This is a genomic window from Clostridium novyi NT, from assembly GCF_000014125.1.
GTDB lineage: Bacteria > Bacillota > Clostridia > Clostridiales > Clostridiaceae > Clostridium_H > Clostridium_H novyi.
Window position 1 is genome coordinate 2412961 of the sequence record NC_008593.1, and the last position, 17541, is coordinate 2430501.

15 protein-coding genes and 1 other annotated feature are annotated in these 17541 nt (G+C 27.5%); of the genes, 7 read left to right on the forward strand and 8 right to left on the reverse strand.

Annotation, left to right across the window (positions count from 1 at the left end; all coding sequences use genetic code 11):
* Nucleotides 1–6 precede the first annotated feature (6 nt).
* Nucleotides 7–390, reverse strand: coding sequence for a NusG domain II-containing protein (locus NT01CX_RS11215; protein WP_011723165.1), 384 nt, complete (start codon nucleotides 388–390; stop codon nucleotides 7–9).
* 262 nt (nucleotides 391–652) lie between these two features.
* Here NT01CX_RS11215 and NT01CX_RS11220 point away from each other — a divergent pair, with 262 nt between their 5' ends.
* The 4 genes from NT01CX_RS11220 to NT01CX_RS11235 all read left to right on the forward strand — a co-directional run bounded on the left by NT01CX_RS11220 (nucleotide 653) and on the right by NT01CX_RS11235 (nucleotide 4890).
* Nucleotides 653–1693 (forward strand): FAD:protein FMN transferase, encoded by a 1041-nt coding sequence (locus NT01CX_RS11220; protein ID WP_011723166.1) that lies wholly within the window; start codon nucleotides 653–655, stop codon nucleotides 1691–1693.
* 211 nt (nucleotides 1694–1904) lie between these two features.
* Nucleotides 1905–3053 (forward strand): glucose-1-phosphate adenylyltransferase, encoded by a 1149-nt coding sequence (locus NT01CX_RS11225; protein WP_011723167.1) that lies wholly within the window; start codon nucleotides 1905–1907, stop codon nucleotides 3051–3053.
* Nucleotides 3054–3063: 10 nt separating this feature from the next.
* Nucleotides 3064–4188, forward strand: a complete 1125-nt coding sequence (gene glgD / locus NT01CX_RS11230) for a glucose-1-phosphate adenylyltransferase subunit GlgD (RefSeq protein WP_011723168.1) — start codon at nucleotides 3064–3066, stop codon at nucleotides 4186–4188.
* A 126-nt stretch (nucleotides 4189–4314) separates the two neighbouring features.
* The gene (locus tag NT01CX_RS11235) at nucleotides 4315–4890 is read left to right on the forward strand and encodes an anti-sigma-I factor RsgI family protein (protein WP_011723169.1); all 576 of its coding nucleotides are present in this window, start codon (nucleotides 4315–4317) and stop codon (nucleotides 4888–4890) included.
* Between the two features lie 32 nt (nucleotides 4891–4922).
* Here NT01CX_RS11235 and NT01CX_RS11240 read toward each other — a convergent pair whose 3' ends face one another.
* The 5 genes from NT01CX_RS11240 to NT01CX_RS11260 form a co-directional block, all read right to left on the reverse strand.
* Nucleotides 4923–6464 (reverse strand): glucosaminidase domain-containing protein, encoded by a 1542-nt coding sequence (locus NT01CX_RS11240; RefSeq protein ID WP_011723170.1) that lies wholly within the window; start codon nucleotides 6462–6464, stop codon nucleotides 4923–4925.
* A gap of 176 nt (nucleotides 6465–6640) precedes the next feature.
* A complete protein-coding gene (locus NT01CX_RS11245; protein ID WP_011723171.1) occupies nucleotides 6641–7435 on the reverse strand; it encodes a sugar phosphate isomerase/epimerase family protein in 795 nt (264 codons plus the stop codon).
* 88 nt (nucleotides 7436–7523) lie between these two features.
* Entirely contained in the window at nucleotides 7524–9116 is a 1593-nt protein-coding gene (gene serA, locus NT01CX_RS11250; protein WP_011723172.1) for a phosphoglycerate dehydrogenase, read from the reverse strand.
* Between the two features lie 73 nt (nucleotides 9117–9189).
* Nucleotides 9190–10263, reverse strand: coding sequence for a pyridoxal-phosphate-dependent aminotransferase family protein (locus tag NT01CX_RS11255; protein ID WP_011723173.1), 1074 nt, complete (start codon nucleotides 10261–10263; stop codon nucleotides 9190–9192).
* A gap of 138 nt (nucleotides 10264–10401) precedes the next feature.
* Nucleotides 10402–10614 (reverse strand) — a binding site (T-box leader).
* Nucleotides 10615–10738: 124 nt separating this feature from the next.
* Complete coding sequence (locus tag NT01CX_RS11260; RefSeq protein ID WP_011723174.1) at nucleotides 10739–12112, reverse strand: MATE family efflux transporter; 1374 nt, start codon at nucleotides 12110–12112, stop codon at nucleotides 10739–10741.
* Nucleotides 12113–12881: 769 nt separating this feature from the next.
* On the opposite strand from NT01CX_RS11260, the gene NT01CX_RS12360 reads away from it, so the two are divergent.
* The gene (locus NT01CX_RS12360) at nucleotides 12882–13055 is read left to right on the forward strand and encodes a hypothetical protein (protein WP_011723175.1); all 174 of its coding nucleotides are present in this window, start codon (nucleotides 12882–12884) and stop codon (nucleotides 13053–13055) included.
* A 130-nt stretch (nucleotides 13056–13185) separates the two neighbouring features.
* Here NT01CX_RS12360 and NT01CX_RS11265 read toward each other — a convergent pair whose 3' ends face one another.
* A complete protein-coding gene (locus tag NT01CX_RS11265) occupies nucleotides 13186–13923 on the reverse strand; it encodes a hypothetical protein (protein WP_011723176.1) in 738 nt (245 codons plus the stop codon).
* 134 nt (nucleotides 13924–14057) lie between these two features.
* Between NT01CX_RS11265 and NT01CX_RS11270 the strand changes: the two genes are divergently transcribed.
* On the forward strand, nucleotides 14058–14777 hold the full coding sequence (locus tag NT01CX_RS11270) for a hypothetical protein (RefSeq protein ID WP_011723177.1): 720 nt from the start codon (nucleotides 14058–14060) through the stop codon (nucleotides 14775–14777).
* A gap of 315 nt (nucleotides 14778–15092) precedes the next feature.
* On the opposite strand, the gene NT01CX_RS11275 is transcribed toward NT01CX_RS11270, so the two are convergent.
* The gene (locus NT01CX_RS11275) at nucleotides 15093–15875 is read right to left on the reverse strand and encodes a hypothetical protein (protein ID WP_011723178.1); all 783 of its coding nucleotides are present in this window, start codon (nucleotides 15873–15875) and stop codon (nucleotides 15093–15095) included.
* 295 nt (nucleotides 15876–16170) lie between these two features.
* Here NT01CX_RS11275 and NT01CX_RS11280 point away from each other — a divergent pair, with 295 nt between their 5' ends.
* Entirely contained in the window at nucleotides 16171–16887 is a 717-nt protein-coding gene (locus NT01CX_RS11280) for a hypothetical protein (protein WP_011723179.1), read from the forward strand.
* Nucleotides 16888–17541: the final 654 nt, after the last annotated feature.

A 17541-nucleotide genomic window follows, 5' to 3' on the forward strand; every position in this document is an offset into this window, starting at 1 on the left:
TACCCCTTACTGTGATATGTCATCATATTCTTTCTTATTATCATACCCCTTAATTTTTATAACAACCTTATGTGGAAGACATACTAAAACCTCTCCTACCTTATCTTTAAAGCCATCCTTAACACATACTTTATCATGGCAATTGGCATCAAGTATTCTTACCCCACCATTTTTTATCTCTATTATGTTTTCTCCTAAATCTGTCTTTATATTTAAAACTTCTTTTGGATTCTTCTTATTTAAAGAAACCTTTTTATAAAGCTTACCCTTAACATATATCTCAGCAAAATTTTCAGTATACTTTCTACTGGAAATATACTTTAATGTTCCAGCCCCAATTCCTGCTATAATTAAAAATATAACTATAAGTATTTTATCTATCTTTTTCACACCTTAACCACCTTTCTAAAATTTAAAGAGCTAGATAACCTCCAATTAAACATTATCTTATTAAATTAAATTCTCCTAATTAAAATAACTAAATCAATTATTATCTTAATTATAATTTAAAAATATAAATCCATTATACTACCTTAACAACCTTAATTTAAAGAAACTTTTCACTTCTATAAATGCTTAAAATTGACTTTTATAATTTCAAAAGGTAAAATTAAAAAAACTAATTAAACTACTTTGTATTTAGGAGGATTCAATGTTTAAATTTAGAAAATTTACGGCATTTATTACATTAATCATATTATCATTCTTATTATTTACTGGCTGTATGAATGATAATGTTAAACCAACCTCCAAAGATGGGGCTTTTCTTGGAACTATATGCAACATTACTGTTTATGATAAGGTATCTCCTAGTATATTAGATAAAGCTTATGCTAGAGTTAACGAAATAGAAAATAAAATGAGCATAAATAAACCTTCAACGGAACTTACAAAGATAAATTTATCTTCTGGCAAAAACTATACTAAAGTTTCAAGTGACGTTCTTGAAGTTATAAATAGAAGCTTATATTATTCTAGTATTTCTAAAGGCACTTTTGATATATCTGTAGGTTGTATAGATAAACTTTGGAATATAGGTACAGATAAGGCCAGAATACCATCTGAAAGTGAAATAAATTCAAGACTTTCTCTAGTAAACTATAAAAATATACTTATAAATAAAAAAGATAATTCAGTTATGCTAAAAAATAAAGGAATGCTTATTGACCTTGGAGCAATAGCTAAGGGTTATGCAGGAGATGAAGTTAAAAGAATTCTTAAAGAAAATGGGGTAACTCATGCTGTTATTAACTTAGGTGGAAACATTGTAACTATAGGAAATAAACCAAGCGGTGATAAGTGGAAAATAGGAGTTAAAGATCCATTTGTTCCTGATGCTCCTCCATGGGCTTCTATAAGTATTTCTGATAAATCTATAGTTACTTCAGGAATATATGAACGTTTCTTTGAAAAAGATGGCAAGAGATATCATCATATCTTAAATCCTAAAACAGGATATCCTGTAGACAATTCACTTGTAAGTGTTTCTATTATATGCGATAAATCTATAAACGCAGATGGATTATCAACAACAGCCTTTTCCCTAGGGCTTGATAAAGGTCTCGCTTTAATAGAGTCTATAAAAGACACCGAAGCCATTTTTGTAACCAAAAATCATGATGTATATGTATCATCTGGCATTAAAAACAACTTTAAAATAACCAATTCTAAGTTTAACTTAAAAACTCATTAGAATAATATATATCCCCCACTTATATACATATAAAGTATATTAGTTGGGGATTTTCTATTGAAATATTTTACAAATTATTGTAATATTATCTATATATTACTGTTAATCTTTTCAATATTTCACCTCGTATATTCCCAATACAATTATAGATTAAAGTAATTATTTTTATTTTTTTAAGAGTATAACAACAAAATAAATGGTGGTGAAGTTAATGATAAAAAAAGAAATGTTAGCCATGATTCTTGCAGGGGGACAAGGTACTAGACTAAAAATTTTAACCAAAAACAATGCAAAACCAGCAGTACCATTCGGCGGTAAGTATAGAATCATAGATTTTACCTTAAGTAACTGTTCTAACTCAGGAATCGACACCATTGGAGTATTGACACAATATGAACCTCACATACTTAATTCCCATATAGGTATAGGTAGCCCTTGGGATTTAGATAGAAAAAGAGGCGGAGTTTCAATCCTTCCCCCGCACATGAGAAATGACGGTGGGAACTGGTATATGGGTACCGCAGATGCCATATATCAAAATATAATGTTTATAGATAAATATGATCCTGAATATATATTAGTTTTATCCGGTGACCATATCTATAAAATGGACTATTCTAAAATGCTACAATTTCACAAAGAAAAAAACTCAGATGCCACAATAGCTGTTATTGACGTTCCAATAGAAGAAGCTAGTCGTTTCGGCATAATGAACACCAATGATGATGATAAAATATATGAATTTGAAGAAAAACCAGAACAACCAAAAAACAATAAAGCTTCCATGGGGATATATATTTTCAACTGGAAAATACTCAAGGAATTCCTAATTGAAGATTCAGAACTTGAAGATTCAGATCATGATTTCGGTAAAAACATAATTCCAAGCCTACTTGATTCAGGTTACAATCTTTATGCCTATTCTTTCAATGGATACTGGAAAGATGTTGGAACCATAGAAAGCTTATGGCAAGCCAATATGGATTTATTAGATACTAAAAATCCACTAGACATTTATAATAAAAACTGGAAAATATACTCTGTAAGTCCATCAAAACCTCCTCAATATACAGGTCCAAACGCTATAATTCAAAATTCCCTTGTAGTAGAAGGTTGTGCTGTCTTTGGCAAAATTCAAAACTCTGTACTATTCCCAGAAGTTGAAGTTGGATCAAACAGTATAATTCAAGATTCCGTAATAATGAGTAACGTAAAGATTGGACAGAACGTAATTATTAGAAAATGCATAATCGGAAGTAACACAATTATAGAAAACAATAGCGTTATTGGGAACTCCGATGACATAACAGTTATTGGAGATGGAGAAAAAATAAAGACAAACTCTATAATTAAAAATTAGGGGGTATTATATGTTCAAGGATTATATGGGAATAATAAGTCTTAATGAAGACGATAAAGATTTAACTAATTTAACTTCTAGTAGACCTCTTGCAGCAGTACCTATTGGGGGAAGATATAGACTAATTGATTTTACCTTATCTAATATGGTTAACTCCAACATAACTAATGTAGGTATATACACCCAAAGCAATTCAAGATCATTGCTACATCATCTTCAAGCCGGGAAACCTTGGGATTTAGATAGAAAAATAAATGGTCTATTTTTATTTAACTTTAATTTCACTCATTCAAAAACTAATGACATATATTTATTAAAAGATAATATTGACTATCTCTATAGAAGTAAACAAAAAAACATATTGTTTTCATCTTCAAATATGATTTGTAACATAGACTATTCAAAAGCAATAAAATTTCACGAAGAACAAAAAGCCGATATAACAATAATATATAAAAAAGTAAACAATGCAAATACAAGCTTTATGAACTGCAATGTTTTAAATTTAGATTCTGACAATGATGTAATAAGTGTTGGAAACAATATAGGAGTAAATCCTAACGCTAATATATCAATGGATATGTTTATTATGAGCAAGAAAACTTTTATAAATCTTATAAATGAATCAATATCCACAGGATACTATACTTCATTAAAGGATTGTGTATACTCTAAAAATCTAACGCTTAATATAAAAGGCTACGAATACACTGGGTACTTAGAATGCATAAATTCAATGGACTCTTACTACAAAACTAATATGGATATGTTAAATTATGAAATAAATAAAGAACTTTTCTTTGGTTCTCGTCCAATTTACACAAAGGTAACAGATGCACCTCCTACTAAATATGAAAATGGCTCAAATGTATCAAACTCTCTTATAGCCAATGGTTGTATTATAGAAGGTTCAGTTAAAAATAGTATAATTTCAAGAAGAGTTGTGATCCACAAAGGTGCTTCTGTAGATGGCTGTATTATTCTTGCCAATTGTGAAATCAAAGAAAATGCAAAACTTACCGGTGTAATAATAGATAAAAATGTGGTAATTGAAAATGGTAAAGAGTTTAAAGGCGATGCTTCAGTTCCAGTCTTTATAGAAAAAAAGCCGTATTCTAAAATAACTTTAGTATAATAAAAGGAGCAGTAATTCTGCTCCCTTATTTTTTAACTTATTATTAATATAATATTCTAGGACAAGCTTTCAATAAGTTGATATAATATATATAACATTTAACTTTTTGTATAAGTAGGTGAATACATGAAACGAAAAACAGGTGTTGTAATTAAAGTTTTTAAGAATTATGTCTCTATAAAAACTGTAAACGGAGAAATTTTTAATATTAAAATTAAAGACTATACACCAAATGTAGGAGATATATATTCAGGAAATATTGCACATAATCACTCTAAAACATTGAGAATATTTATAGCCCTTGCAATAGTACTAATGGCAGTAGTATTTTGCAGGAATATTTATATATACAATAAACCTAAAGCAGTAATTACAATGATTATTCCTCCTACAATTCAGCTTAAAGTAAACAACTGGAATAAAGTAGTGGAAGCCTCTGCTACAAAAGAAGCTGGAAGAAACATCTTAATAGGTGTTAAATTAAAAAATCTTCCTCTTAATAATGCCCTTGAAAAAATAATAGATTCTGCAAAAGAAAAAGACGTTTTAAATGATAAATACATAGAAAATAAAGATAATAGCATAATAATCTACACATCAAAAAACAATGACTCTATGGATTTATCTTCTTTTGAAAAGTATCTTAAAGACAGAAAACTAAAATATAAAATTAATTATGATGGAAGTGACAGAATAAAATAAACCGGAGATAATATTATCTCCGGTTTAAACTATTATTTAAAATTTGGAATATCAAATACAGGCTTTGCATCTTTGCATTGTTCCATAAGGTCTTTTATTCTTTTAAGTTGTTTATAACCCCATCCAATATCTGTGCAATATTGATGCCATGTAACATCTATATTCCATCTCATTTTGTATAGGGTATTTTGTTTATACTTAGGACTATTTATATAACCATTTCCTATAAATTCAGCTCCTCCTATTATAGCTTCTTCTGGAGTGAACCACCCCTTTTTATATGCATACTCAGAACCACCTTTTAGTGCATTATTATCTACTGCCCTAACCCCAAACATATTGTATGTTTTCTTAGGTGCAACAGTTTTTCCATCAACAGAACTTACAAGAACTCCAGTTGCAAGCTGAGACTTTCCATTTCCTGTTTCAAGTAATGCATGAGAAACTAAATAAATAGGATTTATATTACTTTCTTTAGCTGCTTTTAAAAATGTTTCTCCCTTTCCTTCTAATATACCTTTTCCATTTAATATATTATTTAAATCCTTTGGAGTAACACCTTCCATGTAGTTTAAGTTTAAAAATTGGTATTTACCTAAATCATCAAGAAAATTATTTGAATCCATGTAATACTTAATTAAGCTCTCACTACTTCTAATCCAATTACTTCCCTCACTATATTTAGGATCTCCATCCTTTAATTGATTTTTAGTAGCTTCAGATATTGTTTTATTATAATTTGTATATTTTAAAATCTCATTTGGATTCTTTTCATTTGTTATGTTTTTATTAAGCACTTTAAAATATATACTACTATAGTTATCGTAGTCTGTATTACTATCCATGTGCATTCCTCGTCTATTTGATTCTTTTACATAAATTATAACCTTATATTTTCCAGAATCTAAACCTTGCTCTTTTTTAACTATATAAGGATTGGAAGGATTCATATTAGAACTGTATCCATTTGTAATTTCTTCATAAGACACACTTGAATATCGCTCATTACTAGCATTATCAAAAATTTCATCAGGATACTTAAATATAAATACTCTATATTGTACTGCTTCCTTAAAATTAGAAGTAATCTTAAAGCTTGTACTATTATTTTTAATAACAGGTTTTCCTATTATTTCAACAGTTTTTATACTCGGTAAAGACTCATAGTTAGTAAAGTCTACTAGTTCTTTAGATGTATTAAAAGTCATCCTTGTAACCTTTGATAGTGGTTTCCCACTACTGCTTTTAACTCCTGTTCCTAGCTCTAAGTAATAACTTTTTCCCGGAACATATCCTCCAACTTGAGGATACACCATTATACTATTTGCATCACTTCCTCTGCAAACAGATATATTTAGTTTCTTTCCGTTACTACTTTTCACTACTATATTATTTGTATTAATTGTGGAAGCATCTAACTTTTGATTTAATTTTACACACCAAGCCTTATTTACCTTTACATTTGATTTTGCAGGTACTTCCTTAATATCAACAGCAAAGCTTGTCTTAGAAATGCATAAAAACATGCCTATTGTCATTAGCATTTTATAAAGTACTTTTCTTTTTTTCAACATCTTATCCCCCCATGATTTTATATAATAATGTATTATCGTATTTACTTTATGTATTTTTATACAAGAATGTTTTCATTAAAATCCACAATTATACATATTCCATTTTTTATATATAATATCCTCTTTTAAAACACAAAATCATACCTTAAACTATGGTATGATTTTATATAATGTATTTATTTTATTATTTCTAATAATCTAGGAAGTGATTCCTTTGCTTTATCTCTTGGTCTTACTTCTATAATATAAACAATATCTGAATCCTTCATCTTCTCAAAATGATATTTAAAATCTATATTTCCCATTCCCACTACTTGATGATCACTTGCCCCATTATTATCGTGAACATGACAGGTTCTTATTTTTTCTACATGGTTCAGGAAAAATTCCACTTCATTATATTTGTTTTCATAAGAATGTCCTATATCCCATGTTAAAAATAAATTTTCTTCAGTTTCTAATAACTTATTTAAGGTTTCCTGCACTAACTTTTCAGGAAAACGCCCTGAATTCTCAATGCAAAGCTTTATTTTTCCTTTAGAATATTCTATTAGCTCCTTTAGACTTTCTTCTAATACATTTTTGTATTCATTATAATATAATTCATCTAAATATACTTTTTTATCTGTTAATGTAAAACAAACAGCAGGTCCTATGTGCATTGTAATTCTAGTTGCACCTACATCATATCCAAAATCAATTACCTCTTTTATTCTGTTTATACCAGCTTTTCTAATTTCACTTTGTAGTTGAAGAAGTGATATATCCTCTGGTGCATGAAATGTAATTTCTATATTTCTTTCTTTACTATAGTTTTTTATTTCTTCTCTTTTTTCTTTATTAAATTTCTCTGGAAAAAATATAGGCATATTTATATTAAGTTCTACAGCTGAAAATCCATTTTTATAAGCATAATCTATAGTATCAAAAACTTCTGTTTCTCCGGCTGATGCAGCATATCCTATTTTCATATTAATCACCCCAATAATAATTTAGGTACTAGATGTACATTTATACATCTAATACCTATTTAAATTTATATATTTAAGTTAATTTCTATTATACTCTTGTTGCTTTCACTTCAATAATGTCTTGAACCTCTTTAAACTTTTTAATAGATTCATCAGAAACTTCGCTGTCTACATTTAATATCATAAGAGCATTTTCACCCTTAGCTTTTCTTCCAACTTGCATTGTAGCAACGTTAATTCCTTCCATTCCAATTATAGTACCAACTTGACCTATAACCCCTGGTACGTCCTTGTTTTGAACAAATACCATATGAGTGCTTGGTTTAACATCCACTTCATATCCTTGAATTTCAACTATCTTTCCTTCATGATTACTTGAAACTGAACCTGCAAGAGTGAATTCTTCCATCTTATTATTAGTTATTTTTATAGTAATAAGATTTGAATAGTTTTTATATTGTTCCTCTATCTTTTGCTGTTTTATTCCTATTCCATTTTGCTCTGCTACTATTCTTGCATTAATATAATTAACTCTATCATTACTTACAGGTTGAAGAAGTCCCTTTAAAAATGCTATCTCAAGAGCATCAACATCAAACTTTGTAACATTGCCCCAATAAGTTACATCAACATATTTTACAGGTTCACTATTTAATTGATAGTATAATTTACCTAGTTTTTCTACAAGTTCAATATATGGTTTTAAATCTTTAAGTTCTAATCTGTTTATTCCAGGTAGGTTAACTGCATTAGGAACTATTTCTCCCTTTATACCATTAATAACTTGCTGTGCTATAGTTAATCCTACATTTTGTTGTGCTTCAAAAGTAGTTGCCCCAATGTGTGGTGTTACAGTTACATTTGGAAATTCGTATAATGGACTTTCATGTCTTGGTTCTACAGCATGAACATCAAGTCCAACACTTTTTATCTTTCCACTTTTTAATCCCCTATAAAGTGCATCCTCATCCATAAGCTTTCCTCTAGCTGCATTTACAAGTCTAACCCCATCTTTCATAAGTTCTATTTCACGATCTCCAATAATTCCTATTGTTTCTTTAGTTCTTGGAGTGTGAATCGTTATAATATCAGCTTCTTGTACAAGTTCATCTAAAGTTTCTTTTTTGTCTACCCCATATCTTTTAAATCTTTCATCAGCTATATATGGATCATATGCTATTATATTCATTCCAAATGCTTTCATTCTTGTAGCTACTAATGCCCCAATTCTTCCAAGTCCGATTATTCCTAGAGTTTTGCCATATAGTTCACTTCCCATAAACAAATCTCTTTCCCATTTTCCTGACTTTAAATATGAATCTGCATAAGTAAAGTTTCTTGCCCCAGCAAGCATATGTGCAATTGCTATCTCACATGCAGAAATTGTATTACTATCTGGAGTATTTGCAACTATAATGCCCCTCTTTGTTGCCTCTTCTATATCTATGTTATCAACACCATTTCCCGCTCTTCCAACAATTTTAAGATTAGGTGCCTTTTCCATAAGTTCTTTGTCTACTTTATTATCACTTCTTATAATAAGCCCATCGTACTCGTGAATTTTTTCTAATAAATCTTCTCTTTTTATACCAATTAATAAATCAACATCCATTTCCTTTTGTAGAAGCTTAACCCCTGCTTCATCAATACTCTCAGCTATTAATACTCTTCCTTTATTCATATATAAAACCCCCTATTTATTTAATTATCAAATATATTCGTTATATCAAAATTTTAAGATTAATATTTAAAAATTATAGACATTTCTTTAAAGCTTCTAAGCTTACATCTATCATTTCTTCATTGACACATCCCATATGTCCAAATCTTATCATTTTCCCCTTTAGTTCACCTTGTCCACCGGCTATTACAATATTAAACTCTTCTTCAAGTCTAGTTTTAATTTGATTTGCTATTCCATCCTTATCAAATGTTATTGCTGTAACTGTATTTGATAAGTAATTTTTATCAGTATATATATTAAGTCCCATTTTTTCTACTTCACATCTAAACTTATTTGCTAAAGTTTCATGTCTTTTATATACGTTATATAATCCTTCTTCTTGTATCATTTTTAGTGCTTCATTAGTTGCAGCTATTAATGATACTGCTGGTGTATATGGATTTTGTGGTGTTGGCTTTTCTAAAAACTCTTTTGCCCTTTTAAAATCCATATAGTATTTTGGTATATCTGATTTTTCACAAGCTTCCCATGCCTTATCACTAACCCCTGCAAAGAATAATCCTGGAGGTGACATAAGTGCCTTTTGAGATGCTGTAATTAAAACATCAATATTCCACTCGTCCATTTTAGCTTCTATTCCCCCAATAGAGCTAACTCCATCAACTATAAATAATTGCTTTTTACCTTTCATAAACTGCCCTATTTCTTTAATATTATTAGTTACAGCTGTTGATGTTTCATTATGAGTTACTATAAGTGCTTTATGATAATCTTTTAATCTATTTTGTATCTCTTCTAACTTTACCCCTGTTCCCCATGGAACTTCTAATACTTCTACATCAACCCCATATATTTTTGCAATTGTTATAAATCTATCTCCAAATACCCCACAAGATACAGCTAAAACTTTATCTCCTTTTGAAAACATATTTACAATTGCTGCCTCAAGTCCACCTGTTCCTGATGCTGGAAATGTTAATACTGGATTTTTAGTTTGAAATATATATTTAAGTCTCTCACTCATTTCTCCAAACATTGCCCCAAATTCTTTTGTTCTATGGTGAAGAACTGCTTCACCCATTTTTCTTAAAACTCTATCTGGCACATTCGTTGGCCCCGGTGTCATTAATAATTTTGTACTCATATATAAAACCCCCCATTTAAATTAATTGTATATTCTTAATATTCTGTTTTTTAAATTTTTGTATATTTTCCCCTGTATAATACTATTCGTATGTTATTTATGTTTTTGCCCCAAAACAAAAATCTCCGTCCTTGAAAATTCAAGGACGGAGATATATTCTTAGTTATCTACGTGGTACCACCTTAGTTTACTGCTTTATTGCAGCCTCATTATGTAACGGATAACTCCGGCATCGGTTGTTACTCCAATGCAGCTTCAGGTCGGATTCAATAAGTTTCATTATGGATTCACACCAAACATCCACTCTCTTAAAATGAAAGTTTATTTACTGCTACCCTTCATAGCTTTTGTATAATTATAATAAACTCTTAATAATAATTCAATAGTATTTTTAAAAATTTTTTATAAAACTTTACTGAAATCGGTATCAACTTTAATGCATATTCCCATACATTATGATACATGGGAACATAATTTAAACTCTACTTATTTGCCATTTTCCTATTTTGTAGAATATAAAAACAACGAACATTTCAATAAAATCACCTATACAAAATACTACCCAAACCCACATAATAGGTAACTTAAACACCTTTACAACTATAAACAAAAGTGGAATTTGACAACACCATCTTCCTATGACACTTGCACTAAAGTACGGAAAATTGTATCCGGAACCTGGAAATACAGAACCTATACCCATAGTTGCTCCCATGGCAATGAGTCCTATACTTATTATTCTAAGCATAGTTATTCCTATATTTATAACTTCTTCATTATTTATAAATACCTTCATTATAAACTCTGGAAATATAAATATGATAATAGCTAAAACCGTCATTATAGAAGCGCCTAAAATACATGCCTTCGTAGCAGATTCCTTTGCCTTGTCCACCTTGTTTGCACCAAGACATTGTCCAACTATAGCACTTGAACCCATTGCTAACCCTACTATAGGCATATTGGTAAAATTAATTAACTTATTTCCTATACCAATAGCTGCTACAGCTGCCGTTCCATATAGTGCAACAAACTTCAACACTATAATTCCTGCTAAATTTTTAGATAACATCTGAAATCCACTTGATATTCCTATTGTTAAAAGTTTTTTATCTATGCTCCAATTTAATTTAAAAAGCCTTTTAAAGTTTAATTTTATATGCTTTTCCTGTGTTATAAAAATAATTAAAGCTAATATAAAAGCAATTGTTGTAGATATTACAGTTGCAAGTGCCGCTCCAAATATGCCCATATTAAGTCCTGGTATACTTGTCCCAGGTATCTTTTCAAACATAAATAATGGATCTAATATAACATTAAATATAGCAGCTACAATCATAACAATCATAGGCTTTTTAGCATCACCAATACATCTAAAAGCAGTATTTATTGTAAATGATGAAAACATAATTGGCAGGAAAAATATCCTTATATATCCATACTGTAATGCACTCTCCTTAACTACTGGATCCTTTGTAAAAAATCCTATAAGTGGCTTTAAAAATATAAACATTAATATTGCCGCTATAACCGCTACTAAAGCTTTAAATATCAATGTTTGCTCTATAGCTATGGTAGTCTTTTCATTATCTCCAGTCCCATAGCTTTGTGATATTACAGAAACAGAGCTTGTTCCAATTATCTCATTTAATATATCCACAGTCCAAAATATAGTAGTAAATATAGTTGCCGCTGCAACTGCTGAGGATGATATCTTTCCAATCCATATAAGGTCAACTAAATCATAAGCAGATTGAAATAAATATCCTAGCATTGTAGGAATGGACATTTTAAGTAGATTTCTTAATATACTTCCTTCAAAAAGTTTTTTTTGATTTTGTTGTTTCATATTATCTTTTTATTGTCTCCTTTCTATGTATCAACTACATTATTTTCTTTATAAATAAATTAATTCCATTAAATAGTATAATATATTTACATGTTTTAAACTACTTTTCCTAATAAATAGATGTCTTTAACTTACTATAGATATTCTTTAATTGAGTTATAAAACTTTCCAAAGATTTTATGTAACAATTTAACTATATAGTATAAATATTGATGTATTAAAATTATTATGATATTATACAACCAAAGGGGATGTAATATCATAATATTCTACAATAATCGTATATAAATATTAATTTAATAAATTAGTTCTAAATTTTAGTGCAGTTAGGTAATTAAAGATAAAATTGAATTTTAGGAAATCATAATTATTACATAAAATTCTATGAGGTTTTATTTATGAATAAAATAAGAAAAAGAGTAACCAGCTAAATAACAAACCAACATTACAAAAGTTAGATACTAAAATAGCAACTAATAACAATACGAATGTAGATAACAAAAATAAAGTTACAAAACAAAAAAGCATAATTAACAACAATGATCAAAAAAATCAAAAGTTAAAGCAAGTTAATTTAAACAAATGTTCAAAACCAGTTATCAAAGATTCAAAACCTATTATTTCAAACAACGTTGTTAAAACAACTCAAAAAAAACCTATTATTAAAAAAACTTCTCCAAAAAAATCCACTTCTAAAAAAATTACCACAAATAAAAATGCTAACAATTCGGATTTAGAAGAAAGAGAAATTCGTAGAGAATTACAAAGATTGATAGATGAAGATATAAAGAATACCAAAAAAAATTATAGAATAATAGATCATACCCCTAAAGAAAAAAATTCCTTTGATGTCGCTATTATAGGAGTAGATAAAAATGGACATACTATAGTAGATTTAAGTAAGTTAGATGAATATCATAGAAAAAATAAAGAAAAACATTAATTAATTATTGGGGGAAATTTATCTCTCTTCACCTACATAATTATAAAAAAGGTCTGTACGTAAAAAACCCATACAGACCTTTTTTGTATTATATTTTATACAAATTAGAGAATAAGTTTATCTTATTAACTTAGTGAGTTATATTCATTCTAAATTTAAAATTAAATGCAGGTTCTTTTGGATCGAATCCGGCTAATCTTCCTCTTATATAAAAAACTCCTTCTTCACTTGTATATGCTTGAACTCTAGCATCTGTACAATAAATTGGAATAAGATCAATATCTTCATAATGCCATTCTATCGGTAGCCATGATACAGAATTACCTTCTGGTAAATTCAAATATACGTAATCTTCTTTTAAACTATCTTTTAAAGATTGTCTATTGCTACTTAATATATCACAACCACGTGGAAAACCATACGTAGCTTTAGGTACTATTTGAAATTTTTTTATTATTTTTTCTTTAGTTACTGTATTATTTTCACCTTCTAGTCCTTTATCTACAACTAGAAGATATTTGTTTTCAAATAAATAATTTGTTTTAGGATACACTAAAATTTCATTATCACTTTTTTTATTATTTTTAGTTTTTAAAATAATAGGTATTTTATTATTTTTATTATCTAAAACATAAATACATTTATAAGTGTTGTTAGTAATAGTTATTTTATCATTTAATTTTATTGTCCATACCTTATTTTCTTTTGTTACCAAATAATCAGAATGAGCATATTGATAGTCTACATAATAAGGTGTATCTGTTATATTTTCACTATCATCTGATATTTGATATGCAAATGATTTATTACATATACACAGTAACATTAACATTGATAATAATATTGGTTTAATTATTTTTTTAACCATAGTATAACCTCCTTGAATATTTAATAACACATTATTGTAAATTTACATTATAAATACATAATAACACAAACAAGTCTAAATTTGATATAATATGTAAAAACACACATTACATTAAACCTAAAGGAAGTTTTATTATGAACAAGAAATTTTTAGTATCAATTTTGATGATAGCAACTATTTTTAGTTGTATTGGTTTAACCGGATGCAAGAAAACTAAACCCACTACTGCAACTCCAAAACAAGAACAAGTTCAGAAGCAAGATAAGGAACAAAAACAAGTTAAACAGGAAGATAGTTCTAAAAAAATTGCTGAATCAATTAAGTTTGAAACTAAAGATGAAACCGCATGCTATAGAGTATTCGGTGAAAAAAATGAAAAGAAGGTTTATTATACTATGGATATGCCAGAAGCTAAAGAAGTTACTAAATTCGTAACAACTTATTTGAAAGCTGGTGATAATGTTGATTACAATACTGTAAAAAATGATTCTCAATTTCCGTACTATAGTAAAAGACTTGAACAAGAATATGGTGGAAAAGAACATTGTGATAAAAACAATGTAAATGGTGTTAAAGAAATTAAATTAATCGAAAAATTAATTGGTTTTAATGGATATAATTGTATCGAATTCAATAAAGACTTTACTGCTTGTAAAGTATCTGTAGATAGATTGATTTTATTTAAAAATTTCTCAAAAGAAAGTAAACTAGCAAAATCAAATGTTAAATTAAATACAATTTATTCTAATGAAGCAACTTTTAATTTAATTCGAGAAAATAATGAATGGAAAATTGATAAAGAAAAAGTAGCCAAAGTTTTTTATCCTTTCCAACCTAATTCTTCACAAAATTAATATTTAATAGGAGAGATTTTTTCTCTCCACATCAGAAAAGGAAATCAACTAATTAAAAGCTCAAAAATAGCTTCGACAAATTTACTTTTAAGAACCATATCCTATAACGAAGTCCATGGCATTAAGGATTGTGAAAAATGTGTAGATGTAGTAATGAAATGATATAGATGATATTTATATACTATAATAACATTTTACCTAACAATTTTTTAACTTAAACTTTACAGGAAACGAAGTTAAAAAATTGTTAGGTAAGTTCAAAAAAGTACTCTCGTTTTTAAGACATTCTTTTATTCATTTATATAAATCTTGTTTTTACTCTTTTTCTATTGTTAATTTTTGCATAAGTGTAAATTTAGAGCATTTTGGATCAAAACCACTTAATACACCAAGTATATAATAAGTTCCTGCTTTCACTCTAGTAAATGTCAAAGTTGGGATAGGTTTATATTGAAAAGTTGGAATTTTTTTAATATCATCTTCATTCCAAGTAACAGGCCAATGTAAAACTTTAGAAAAATCATTTTTATTTAGTTTTTCTAAAATAAAAGTACATGTATCTCCAAAATCATTAAAGTGATTTTGTAAATCATCATCATTGCATGTCCCACCATAATCTACAGTTTCTCGTTTCTGATATATAGAAAATGCTTGTACGTTAGGAGCAATTCTAAAATTTTTAACATCTTTTTTAGGAAGTATACTATTAAATCCTTTTAGTCCTTTATCCAATACTAATTTATATTGTTTTTCGTAAACATATAATTTTTTAGGAATAACTTGAATATTATATTCATCTTTATTTTTTAATTCAATTGGTACCTTTTTATTCTGTTCATCTAAAATATAAATAAAATTATAAGAATTATTATCTATTTTAATCTTATGATTAAATGTTATTGTCCATACTTTATCATTGTCAACAGTTAAACCATTTTTTCTTTCTGCAAAATGTTTAAATTGATAATCAATGAAAAGATTATCTACTCCTTTTTTACAATCATTTGAAAGTGTATAAGCATAATTTGTTGTTGTACATATCCCTATAAATAATACAACAAATAAAATTGTAGATCTCATCATTTTCTTTAACATCATAATGTAGCCTACTTCATATTAATATCAAAAATATTTTGAAAAGTTTTATATTTATTAAAAAATAGTGATTAAAATGATTCTTTAAATCTCCTTACTGAAAAGATCATTTTATTTACTAAATCTTTTTGTATAAAAATATTATTTATTATTTTTTTAACCATAGTATAACCTCCTTGAATATTTAATAACACATTATTGTAAATTTACATTATAAATACATAATAACACAAACAAGTCTAAATTTGATATAATATGTAAAAATACACATTACATTAAACCGAAAGGAAGTTTTATTATGAACAAGAAATTTTTAGTATCAATTTTGATGATAGCAACTATTTTTAGTTGTATTGGTTTAACCGGTTGCAAGAAAACTAAAACCACTAATGCACCTACAAAACAAGAACAAGTAAAAAAGCAAGACAAGGAACAAAAACAAGTTAATAAAGAGGATAGTTCTAAAAAAATTAATGAATCAAAAAAGTTTGAGACTAAAAATGAAACCGCATGCTATAGAGTATTCGGTGAAAAAAATGAGAAGAAGGTTTACTATACTATGGATATGCCAGAAGCTAAAGCTATTTCAAAATTTATATTTAATTATTTGAAAATTGGAGAAAATGTTGATTACAAAACAGTAAAAGGTGATCCTCAATTTGAAATGTATAGTAAAAATCTTCAAAAGAAATATGGTGGTAAGGAACATGCTAATCAAGTAATTATTGATGCTTGCAAGAAGATAGAAATAGTAGAACACTTTGCTGGAATTGAAAACTATAATTATCTTCAATTCAATAAAGATTTTACTACTTGTAAAGTTTCAGTAAATAGATTATCTGAATATAGTCATTTTTCTAAAGATTGTGAGTTAGCTAAAGCTGGAGTACAATACAATAAAATTTACTCAAAAGAAATAACCTATAATTTAATTTTAGAAAATGGTAAATGGAAAATTGATGATGAAATTGCATCTACTACTCTTTATCCTTATGAACCAGAATTATCAAAATAATATTTTTTGATTGGAGAGATTTTTTCTCTCCACCCCTACATATACATAATGATTCAAAAGAAGGGTAAGTTAAATGAAAAAAATTTAATTAAAACTATTTTTCATCAATTTTAAAAAGTTATCCACAATTACTGCATTTTTTTGTGGATAAGCTGTATATTTTATGTTAATTGTATATTTTTTATTACTCAAAAGGATAATTTATCTGAATTTTTATATACATATCCACATTATCCACATTTTACCTGTGTATAACTTGTTTATTTTATGTTAATTTCTAATACATCCTATTTCAATTTGTTCTATTTTTGAACGTATTTAATTAAATTTTTATTTATTTTATATAAATTTATATAAAATAAATAAAGTTGTCCACAAACCTGTGTATAATATGTTAATAATTTCTATATAAATAATTTTTATACTTTTAAAATATTTATTAACACTTTTCAAGCTTATTAAATATAATGAAGTATAAAAACCTCTGTAATTCCCTTTTTAACCTTTTAAAAGCCCTAGTTAAATACTAACTAGGGCTTTTATATTTATATAATTTTATATTTATTTTCATTATTTTCTAAATTTTCTGTATATTTGTGTTATAATAAAAAGTATAAAATATTCATTCGCATTTGTATACCAACTCTTTTTAAA